Source organism: Microcystis sp. M53598_WE2 (assembly GCF_030067735.1).
Classification (GTDB): Bacteria; Cyanobacteriota; Cyanobacteriia; order Cyanobacteriales; family Microcystaceae; genus Microcystis; species Microcystis aeruginosa.
The window spans coordinates 1-10,221 of record NZ_JASJFE010001096.1 but is presented as its reverse complement, the minus strand read 5'-3'; the positions used below and the strand labels follow the sequence as shown (position 1 = coordinate 10,221).

The following is a 10,221-nucleotide window of genomic DNA, read 5'->3' as shown; positions in this document are numbered from 1 at the left end:
GTTGCAGCAAATGTTGGATTATTCTAGTCAATAAACTTGTTAAGGTATGTTTTTCCTTGATACCCATACTTTTAATCTCCTCGATGAGATTATCTAAATCTAAATCGGAAAATTGATGATTTTCTAGTAAAGATATGGTTTTCTCTATCCAGAGATAGTAATCCTGTTCGTATAAAGTCTTATCCATAGCTGTGATTAGGTGATCAATAAAACTCATTTTATCAGTCCTAATCTTTGATGTAAAAAAATTAAGGTGGGCATTGCCCACCGAAGTTAACCTTAATTAGCGCAACTAGAACAACTATCGTCAGACTCTCGAAAATTGTCCTTTTGTACGGTACGGATATAATAAATCGCTTTACACCCCAATTCCCAGGCCATAACTAGGGTATCAAAGATATCTTTGGCAGTGAGACAACGGTTGGGTTCTTCGGGGAAATAAACCCCTTCATTGAGGTTGAATAATAACTCCATAGAAATCCCCGTATCGATCCATTCTTGCATAGTAGCGATCGCTTTCACCACTTGCTGCTGTTCGAGATTTTTGTTCTCTGAATAAAACCAGAAAGCTTCTTCAATAAAAGGTGGTGCGATGGGAACGGTTCCCTTTGCCCATTTATCGTAGAAAAAGCGACTATAAACCGGCAAAACACTAGCGGTACATCCCTGTACCAAACTAGAGGAAGTATTAGGAGCAATGGCGGTAATATGGGAATTACGGATGCCAAATCGTTGAATATCTGTTGCTAATTGTTGCCATCTTTGCGGTTGCACCGCATTATTTAAAAACCATGCCACTGGTTTTGCTCCGATTAATTTACCTTGACTCCATTCACTACCCAAGAAAGCTTGATAAGCACCGCGTTCTTTGGCTAATTCCATCGAGGAATAGGTACACCAATAGCCAATTTCTTCAAATAAATTACTAATTTCTGACAGGTTATTGTAGGATAATTTCCGTTTAGCTAACCAGTCAGCCAATCCCATCGCCCCTACCCCAATAGTGCGATATTTATCGTTGTGGTTTTTAGCATTATCAAAGGGAGGATTAGTGATATCGATAGTATTGTCGAGAATCCTGACAGCGATTTGACAATTAGACTCGATTTCTTCCCTGTCGATATTGGCTAAATTAAGGCTAACTAAATTACAGCAATGGGCAGTTTTATCGGGGGTGACATTCGAGAAACTCTCCGTGCATAAATTTACACCGGGGATATAGCCATCGTGCTTATTAGGATTAGCGCGATTGATGGTATCTTTGAAGGCAATGTAGGGCATTCCTGTTTCTACTTGGGAACGCATGATACTTTTAAATAAGTCTCGGGCATTGATTTTTTTATAGAGGAGAATCTCTTGATCTAAATTAGCTTCTACTAAACGATAGGCCTCTTCAAATTCTTCCCCCCATAGTTCCGCTAATTCTATACCTAATTTATTGCGAACTTCGTAGGGATCTACTAATGTCCACTCGGCTTTATTTATCACCCGACGCATGAATTCATCGGTGATAACTAATTGGGGAAAAACATCATAAGCTTTACGTCTTTGATCACCGTTTTCTGTCTGCATTTCCAGAAATTCTGGCACATCTAAATGCCAGATGTCAACACCGATAGTTACTGCCCCGGCGCGTCTTCCCCCCTGATTTACTGCAATAGCTGTATCGTTGAGTAATTTAATCCAAGGAATAATCCCCCCGGAAGCATTAGCTTTCCCCATTACCCAGCTACCAGTGGCGCGAATTCTACTCACATTCACCCCGACACCGCCACCATTTTTTGAGATGCGGGCAGCATTAGTAATCTCGTCGAAAATGCTTTCTAAACTGTCGTCAATGGAGAGGATAAAACAACTGGTTAAGGAACCTTTGGGAGTGCGTAAATTGGCTAAAATTGGGGTGGCGAGAGAGATTTTTCTTTGAGCAATCGCTTGATAAAATTTCTTCGCCCAGGGGAGTCTATTAGCTGGTTCTTCCACAGTGGCAAGCAGCAAGGAACAGGTTAATAATGCCTCTTGGGGTAACTCATTTTTGAGTAAATAACGGCTAGTGATTAACAATGCCCCTGCGTAATCATAATCGATGTCCCAATCGGAATTAATCCAAGAACCAGCTTCTTTTAATTCTGCCTCGGAATAGATGAGAATCCTTTCGTCGTATAGCAACTTTTTAACTTGAGTTTTGACAGTTTTCTCGTAATTTCCGTACTGATAACCCCGGGCTACTAAGGTATCTTTCCAAAGACTCCAAATATGCAATCTTCCCGCCACATAGCGCCAATCCGGTTCCTCTGGACTACACATTTCTAGAGCGCAATTAATTAAATTATCCTGTATTTCCCTAGTGGTAATCCCATCCCGCAGGCGTGTGGTTAAACCCGCTTCTAAGGCGATTGAATTGACTTTTTTGCCCTCACAAGCCCACTCTACCACGTCGCGAATTTTGCCGATATTTAAGCTTGTGGTGGAACCATCGCGCCGAATCACTCTAATTCCATGGCTGCCCATATTAGCTAAAGGGGTAGAACGAAAGGGTATTACTTCGTTATTTTTGTGAATGGAGACGGCAGTAGTCAAGGGCTTTGATTGCATAATTGGAAAATTGCGGCGTTAAAAAACTTGACAAATTAATCTATTTGTACTAGAGTATTCTATCAGATTTTCTGGGAAAACACAACATCTAGCGTGTTAAATAATCCTATCACTCTATATATGGTATAGCCAGGATTATTTTGTTCCCTAAAAACAGTCTTTTGGATGACATTTTCTGGAAAAAATTCTTGATTTTTTCCAGAAAACAGTTCTTTTGTATGCTTGACAAAAGAACTATTCTTTGATAGGAAAAACAGATTGACAAAATACTTTTGATCCGATTCTGCTTGACTGCTGAGGAGGTTGTGGTCAGACTTTATTTGTTCTTAACTTTTCGATAATTTAAGACAAGAGTGGATTAAAAGTCAAATTTCCTCTGAGAACCTCTGAGAGAGTAAATTTTCTCTTTTCGCTATTTATTGGCTTACCGCTAGAATAATAGGACAAAAACGCTATATATAGCGTCTAGCGAGTAGAGGACAAGGATGAAATATTTAGAAGAATGGCGTGATAGCGGGGTGGATGCGGAGTTAATCGCTCTCAATGTCACCGGTTTAGCGGGGCTATCTCCCAGTGAATACCTACTCTACTCCCAAGAATTACCGCGACGCAATGATGGCAGAGTTAGGGATGATATTCTCAAGCGTTATGAACATATCAGTCAAGGCGGTTGGTGGTGTTCAGGAATTGACTTATTAACGGGTAATTATGACCTTTGGGGCTGTTTTAAGCCCGATTTTCCCCGTTTAAGCTTTGATAAGGCTAAACCGATTAAGTACGAACATCCTCCCCAAACCCCTACGGGAGTCTTTGCTTTGCGGGTTCCCCTGAAAATTTGGCAAAGGATAGCCCAGCATATCAGTATTAATATTTTAACTGAAGAAGTGGATAATAAGCAAGAGGATCTCGGTTTTTGGTCCTGGGTAATTAAACATCCAGAGATACCTATTTGTCTTACGGAAGGAGCGAAAAAAGCGGGGGCATTACTAACAGCAGGTTATGTGGCAATTGCCTTACCCGGAATTCACAATGGTTATCGTACTCCCAAGGACGAATTAGGTAGAAGAATCGGCAAATCTCATCTAATTCCGCAGCTAGAAAAATTAGCTAATTCAGGACGAAAGATTTATCTAGTTTTTGATCAAGAAACTAAACCAAAGAACCAAGAAGCGGTTAATTTAGCTTTACAGAGAATGGGTTATCTATTCAGTCAGGCTAACTGTCAGGTAAAGGTAGTTACTTGGGATGCTGCTGACGGTAAAGGGGTGGATGATTTACTAATCAATCGAGGAGAAGATTACTTCCAACAAGTCTATCAAAAAGCTACCTCTTGGGAAATTTGGAAGGCAGCGAGTTTAAATAGTTTAACTCTCCCACCTCATCTAGAGTTAAATAGCCGTTACTTGCCAGATATTGCTATCCCTACATCAGCGCAGTTAATGGCGATTAAATCGGCTAAAGGTACAGGAAAAACTGAGTTTTTAGCTAAGATAGTTAAACAGGCTATTGCCAATCAACAAAAAGTTTTAGTTATTGGTCATCGAGTCAAACTGGTAGAGGAGCTATGTCAACGCTTTGGTTTAAACTATATCAGCAAAATTATTGATAATCCTGCGGCACAAATTTACGGTTATGGTTTATGTATTGACTCTCTCCATCCCCAATCACAAGCTAAATTTCAAGCGGAAGATTGGCAAGAAGCTATGATTATTATCGATGAGATCGAACAAGTCCTATGGCATGGGTTAAATGGGGATACTTGTAAAGCTAATCGAGTAGCAATTTTAAAGTCTTTAAAGTCTCTGCTACAAACTGTGGTCAGCAGTGGCGGAAAAGTCTTAGTTGCTGATGCTGATTTAAGTGATATTTCCCTAGAATATCTAACTTCTTTAGCGGCTATTAAACTAGAAACTTTCTTGATTAGTAACGAGTGGAAACCTAATTATCAGCAAGCTTGGCAAGTTTATAACTACTCTGATAATACTCCCCAACAGCTAGTTAAGGATTTAGTTAAACATATTAAAGAGGGAGGAAAACCTTTTGTTTGTCTATCGGCACAAAAATTAACCAGCAAATGGGGGACAATTACCCTAGAATCTTATCTAAGAAAGCAATTCCCTCAGAAGAAAATTCTGCGGATAGATTCAGAGTCATTGCCAGATTCTAGTCACGATGCTTATCAAGCGATTGGCAATTTAAATCAATTGTTGCTTAACTATGATATAGTTCTAGCTAGTCCTGCGATCGAAACGGGAATTAGTATTGATATTCAGCAACACTTTACCTCGGTTTGGTGTTTAGCACAGGGAATTCAAACTCCCACTTCTATCGCTCAATTTTTAGGGAGAATTAGAGAGAATATTCCTCGTTATATTTGGTCAGCAGTGTACGGATTTAATCAGGTGGGTAATGGTTCCACTTCTATCCCCAAACTTCTCACCTCTGGACACCGATTAACGGAGGTTAATATTCGCTTATTACACCAGTCAGATTTAGAATCTCTGGAGGATTTAGATACAACTTTTCAAGCGGAATCTCTCCTCTGCTGGGCAAAAATGGCTGTGCGAGTAAATGCTTATATGCTTAATTATCGTCAGTCAATTCTAGGTATTTTACAAGCAGAAGGTCATAGAATTAAAGAACGTAATCAGGAAGAAGAACTAGAAATAAATAATCAGTTAACGGAAGCAATTGAAGAAATTAGGGAACATAATTATCGTTCTGAATGCGAGGCAATTGCCAGCGCTTCTGAGATCACGGAATCAGAATATCGTTGGCTAAAAAAACAGTTAATTAAGTCAGTGAAAGAAAGGCGAATTCTCAGGAAATATGACCTATACAAACGCTATGGAATCCCCGTCACACCGCAATTAGTGATTAAAGATGATCAAGGATGGTATCAAGAACTACGCTTACATTACTTTTTGACAATTGGGCGACAATTTTTGTGCGATCGAGATGCTTTAATTGCCCGTAAACTGATAGAATCAGGCCACGGAAGTTTATTTATTCCCGATTTTAATAGTAGTCAATTAGGAGTGATTATCGGGACGTTAGAATTGTTGGGAATTCCCGTATTATTAGCTAACCCTGAAAGAGAATTAACTAATCATGATGCCGATTTACAAAAAATGGCCGAAATCGCCATTAAAAACCGCAACGAGATTAAAACTATCACCAAGATTAACCTCTCTAATACTTCCCGTCCTCTGACGATTATTCGTAATTGTTTGAACTTGTTAGGTTATGAATTAACCAGCAAGGGCAGCCAGAGAATTGCTAAAAAATCTCTAAAAGTTTATCAGATTGTTGCCCCTCAGGATGGTAGAGAACAAGTGTTTCAACAATGGTTATTTAGAGATGAAAAATGTGCGGGAAGTTCTGAGATTTGGTATGAGGACTATCTCTTTTCTCTCCCCCAGAAACCATCTCTAGGCGAACCGGAAAATGCTTATATTCAATTAAGTCTAGAATTTAGTCTAGCTATGGAGAAATTGCCTATTTAAGCGACTTTTTTACCTAAAATGACCACATCAGCCAGAAAATTGTCTAAATCGGCAATTTGAGGTAAATAACCCCATCGTTGAAAGCCGAATTTTTCAAAGAGACGAATACTGGCTTGATTGTGGGCAAAGATAATACAGATAAGATTAGATATACCCAATTTGGGACAGCGATTCAGGGCATATTCTACTAATAATTTACCGATTCCACGACCTTGATAATCGGGGGCAATATATAAACTAACCTCTGCCGTTTTTTGGTAAGCGACACGACCATAAAACATCTGTAAACTCAGCCAACCCACCACCCGACCTTCGATCGCTATTACCCAGATGGGATACTGTTCAGGATCGTGCTTTTTAAACCATTCTCGCCGACTTTCGAGGGAAATAGGCTTTAAATCTGCGGTTGCCTTGCGAGTGGGAACAGCAGCATTATAAATCTCGATAATTGTTGGTAAATCTGTTTCTTTAGCCTCGCGAATAATCATAGAATATCAAGTAAAAAGTCAAAAGTAAAAAGTCAAAAAATAATATTTCTTATTTTCTATCTACCTATCCGGTTGATTCTCAGGATAAAGTATAACCTAATTTTGCCTTGTCTCCTAACTTCTGAATTCTGCTATATCTCTCAATCTTACTTTAAAATTGAGTTTGATAGCGGACGGTAAACTCATTCAAATTGTAATCGTAGGAAAAGCGGATAAAAGACTGGGAATTGACTCGATAGACGGTTTCCAAATTGGGAAGAATATTAAAATCCGTTGCCCTGATCGCATTACTAACCGCATTCTCCACATCATACACGACTCCTTGGGCTAAGAGGGGAATCGCCAACTGAACCACTCCAAATTGAATTAATTGTTCTGTATTTTTCCCCTGTAAACCATTAAAAACCGACAGCAATTGTTCCCCCAAAAGTCGAACGATTTCTCCTTGGCTGCGGGGGGGAGTGCTGGTTAATTTAACTAGGGGAGTATTAAGCAATCCCTCATCTTCACCTCTAGCAAAAGCCACTGCTTGTAAACAATTAGCAGCTTTTTGTAATTCTGTATCTGTATAGTTTTCCTCTAGGGGAAAAGGTGGACTATCGGGACGAATTTGGCACACTTCATTGATATTACGTCCTAAATTTGGTAGCAAGCGGTTTAATTCCCCTTCAACGCTGAGGGTGACATCGATCCTTTGAATGCGATTGAGGCTATCATCGGGAATTTCATTGCTAGGAAAATCCCCCCCCGGACGGGAGATAGCAAAATCGCGAGATTGAGAAAATTCGCTGAGAATTGTTCGCAGTTGAATATCAACAAAGGGATTAAAAAGTCCCAACCCGCGACTAGAATCGAAAACAATAACATTTTGATTGCGTCGGTTAAGAAGAAAACGAGTATCGATGTAACTAACCCGTCCTCGCTCGAGATTAATCACTCCATTGGTTTGTAATTTCTCCAGTGGAGTGAGCGGACCGTTCAAGGTTAAAGCACCACTAAAATCAAATTGATACAAAGGTTCTTGTTCGATTGATAATCCTGCTAAAGACACTTGGAAATTATTTAAAACTGGAGTAATATTTGTCGTCTGAGGAATGTTGAGAGGCTGCAGCCAGCGACTCACTGGTTTATCCGTTTCTTGATTAATTTCTGCGGTGCGAGGAAGAAAAACTTTACCCCTAGAAAGACGCACATTCCCCCCGATAATTGGTTGCTGAATTGTTCCCGTTACCATGGCATTCCCAGCAATTAATCCCCGATAAAGACCATTAATTGCTATATCTCCCTCTTGAATATTAACTGTTAAGGGATTAGGATTATTTTTGATGGCTTTAAAGAAAGGTAAAACTCCCACCACAGAAATTTGTCTGTCAGCGATCGAGCCTTGTAATTCCTCTACTGTTAAGCTTTCAGGGGTTAAACCAATGCGGCCATTTACGGTTAAAATCTCTGGAAAAGCAACACTGCGGATAGCGGCATTATCGAGAGTAACTATACCATTTGCTTCTAAATCTTTGATTTTTAAGCCCTCTTTTATATCTAATCTTCCCGTCGCTGAAAGAACTACCTCTCCCTCACCGTTAACCCATTCGATGGTGTTTTGACTGATAGCTTCGATTAATTTGATTGCATCGGTTCCCAATTTTGCTTGGATTTTTAATTGATCATTACCCGGTAAGGGAGGATAGGGAATGCTGGCATAGATTTGGATTGATTCGGAGGAGGTTGTCCGCAAATCAAAACGATACTGATTATAGGTAAATAAACCAATTATATCCTGATTAATATTTTGGGCATTAATTGCACCGTCAATAAAGGCAAAATTACCCTGAATACGAGGATTTAATAAGGTTCCTGCAATTTGTCCTTGAGTTTTTAGACTACCAGATACATCCAAGGGAAACTGCACAAAATTTCTCAAGAGATCCAGAGAAAGATTTTCCACGGCAAAAGTTCCCTCTACTTTGTTTAGGGAAAAATCACCCGCTAAAAATACGGAAGAATCTCGTGACTTTAATCTAATCGGTTCTATCCTGAGCAACTGACGATTTAAGTTAAGATTAATTGTTACTTCATCAATCGGAATTAATTGGGTATCGGTGGTGACAATTCCCAGAGAGTTAACAATATTTACCGTCGGTCTTTGGGGTCGCCATTCCCATCTATTGCCCTGAAATTGTACGGTAAGATCGGGATTTTTTAAAGTCCCAGTTAAGGCTATATTTGCTTGATAACGGCCGCGAAAATCTAGTTCAGAAGGTATCCCGACTACCCCTCTTTCCCTTGCTAATTGCTGGATTATTTCTTCAATTTTTGCCCGCAAATTTACCTGTTGTGCTAGGGAAGCTTCGGAGTCACCTACTCCTAGGGGACTAAGTTGAATAGCCTGGTTACTCTCGGAGGAGAAAAGGTTGATTAAACTGGTTAAATCATAGATACTAGCAACTGATAATAAATCTTGAATATAACCTTGATCTACCCTGAGTTTAGCTTCTATTGCTTGGGTTTGCCAATTAAATAAACCTTGCAGATTATATTGACTTGCACCCGCTTGTAAACTACCTTCTTGCAGTTGAACTATAGAATCCCGATAAACCAAATTTGCCGTTAATTTTTCCCCGATTAAGTTACCTAAACTAGGTCGGTTAATCTCTAGTTGTCCCTGTCCCTGTAAGTTAAATAAATTGATGTCTAGATTAGCATTCACTTGTCCAGCAATAATCCCCGGAACATTGTAGGCTGCCGTAGGAGATATTTTCAGGATTTCTAGGGGAAAATCGGCAATCTGAACATTTAAATTTTCGCCGCTTCGTTTAGCTGTTGCTAGAAAAGGAGTTTTATTTCCAAAAGCTTGGCGAATATTTATCCCTAAGGGAAGATAGGGCAGCAGACAATTATTTTGTTGACAAGGATCGAAAGTCAGGTCAATAATGTCCTGATTTCCTCGCAGATTTAAACTAATATTTTGACCGATTCCTGCTTGCATACTTCCTTTTAAGATAGGTTCAAAGGGTCGATCATTAATGCTAAAATTCGCTAAATTTATATCTCCTTTGATTTGTATATTTCCCACTTTTTGCCAAGCAGTTAAGAGATTTTTTCCTGTGATTTGTCCTTGAAATTCTCCGATCCCTGTCAGTGTCGATTCTCTGGGTTTCAAACGAGGATCGATCGGTAAAAGCGATATAATCTGAGTTAGCGGTACAGTAGCAAGGTCGGTTTTTGCCTGTAGATTTAAGTTAACCTCAGCGATATCGGGTTGACTGATAAGATTAGCTAAAAGAATATTTCCTCGCACATCAAAGCTATTTTCTCCCCACTGTGCCGAAAGATTATTAACCTGAATCGGTGTTACTCCCTGCCAAATTTCTTTAATGTTTCCCGCTAAATTGGCACTAAAATCTAATTTTGGAATCGAGATTGATTTTATTGCTGGTAATTGTCTTAGTACGGCAGCGGGATCGAGATTAGCGGCAATAATATCACTTTGCCAGAAATTATTATTCAGTTGTGCCTTAGCTTTAATTTCTCCTTTAGCTAGATTAATACGAGAGTTAAAAACTGCTTTGATACTGCTTAAGTTGAGTCGTTTTTCTTGCAGGGAATCGAAAATAGTTTGGGCATTTCCTGCTGCT

5 protein-coding genes are annotated in these 10,221 nt (G+C 39.5%); 1 reads left to right on the top strand and 4 read right to left on the bottom strand.

Annotated features, from left to right (window positions below; translation table 11 throughout):
- Both PX636_RS22375 and PX636_RS22370 read right to left on the bottom strand, forming a co-directional pair.
- Positions 1-187, bottom strand: a 187-nt coding sequence (locus tag PX636_RS22375) for a DUF29 domain-containing protein (RefSeq protein WP_288118989.1), incomplete at its 3' end; no start/stop codon positions are given.
- 92 nt (positions 188-279) lie between these two features.
- A complete protein-coding gene (locus PX636_RS22370) occupies positions 280-2,592 on the bottom strand; it encodes a ribonucleoside-diphosphate reductase subunit alpha (RefSeq protein ID WP_004162793.1) in 2,313 nt (770 codons plus the stop codon).
- 485 nt (positions 2,593-3,077) lie between these two features.
- Between PX636_RS22370 and PX636_RS22365 the strand changes: the two genes are divergently transcribed.
- Positions 3,078-6,098 (top strand): plasmid replication protein, CyRepA1 family, encoded by a 3,021-nt coding sequence (locus tag PX636_RS22365; protein ID WP_288118987.1) that lies wholly within the window; start codon positions 3,078-3,080, stop codon positions 6,096-6,098.
- Here PX636_RS22365 and PX636_RS22360 read toward each other — a convergent pair.
- Both PX636_RS22360 and PX636_RS22355 read right to left on the bottom strand, forming a co-directional pair.
- Positions 6,095-6,586, bottom strand: a complete 492-nt coding sequence (locus PX636_RS22360; protein ID WP_004162791.1) for a GNAT family N-acetyltransferase — start codon at positions 6,584-6,586, stop codon at positions 6,095-6,097. The two genes, PX636_RS22365 and PX636_RS22360, sit on opposite strands and share 4 nt — an antisense overlap.
- Before the next feature lie 151 nt (positions 6,587-6,737).
- The coding region (locus tag PX636_RS22355) for a translocation/assembly module TamB domain-containing protein (RefSeq protein ID WP_288118985.1) at positions 6,738-10,221 on the bottom strand (3,484 nt) is incomplete at its 5' end.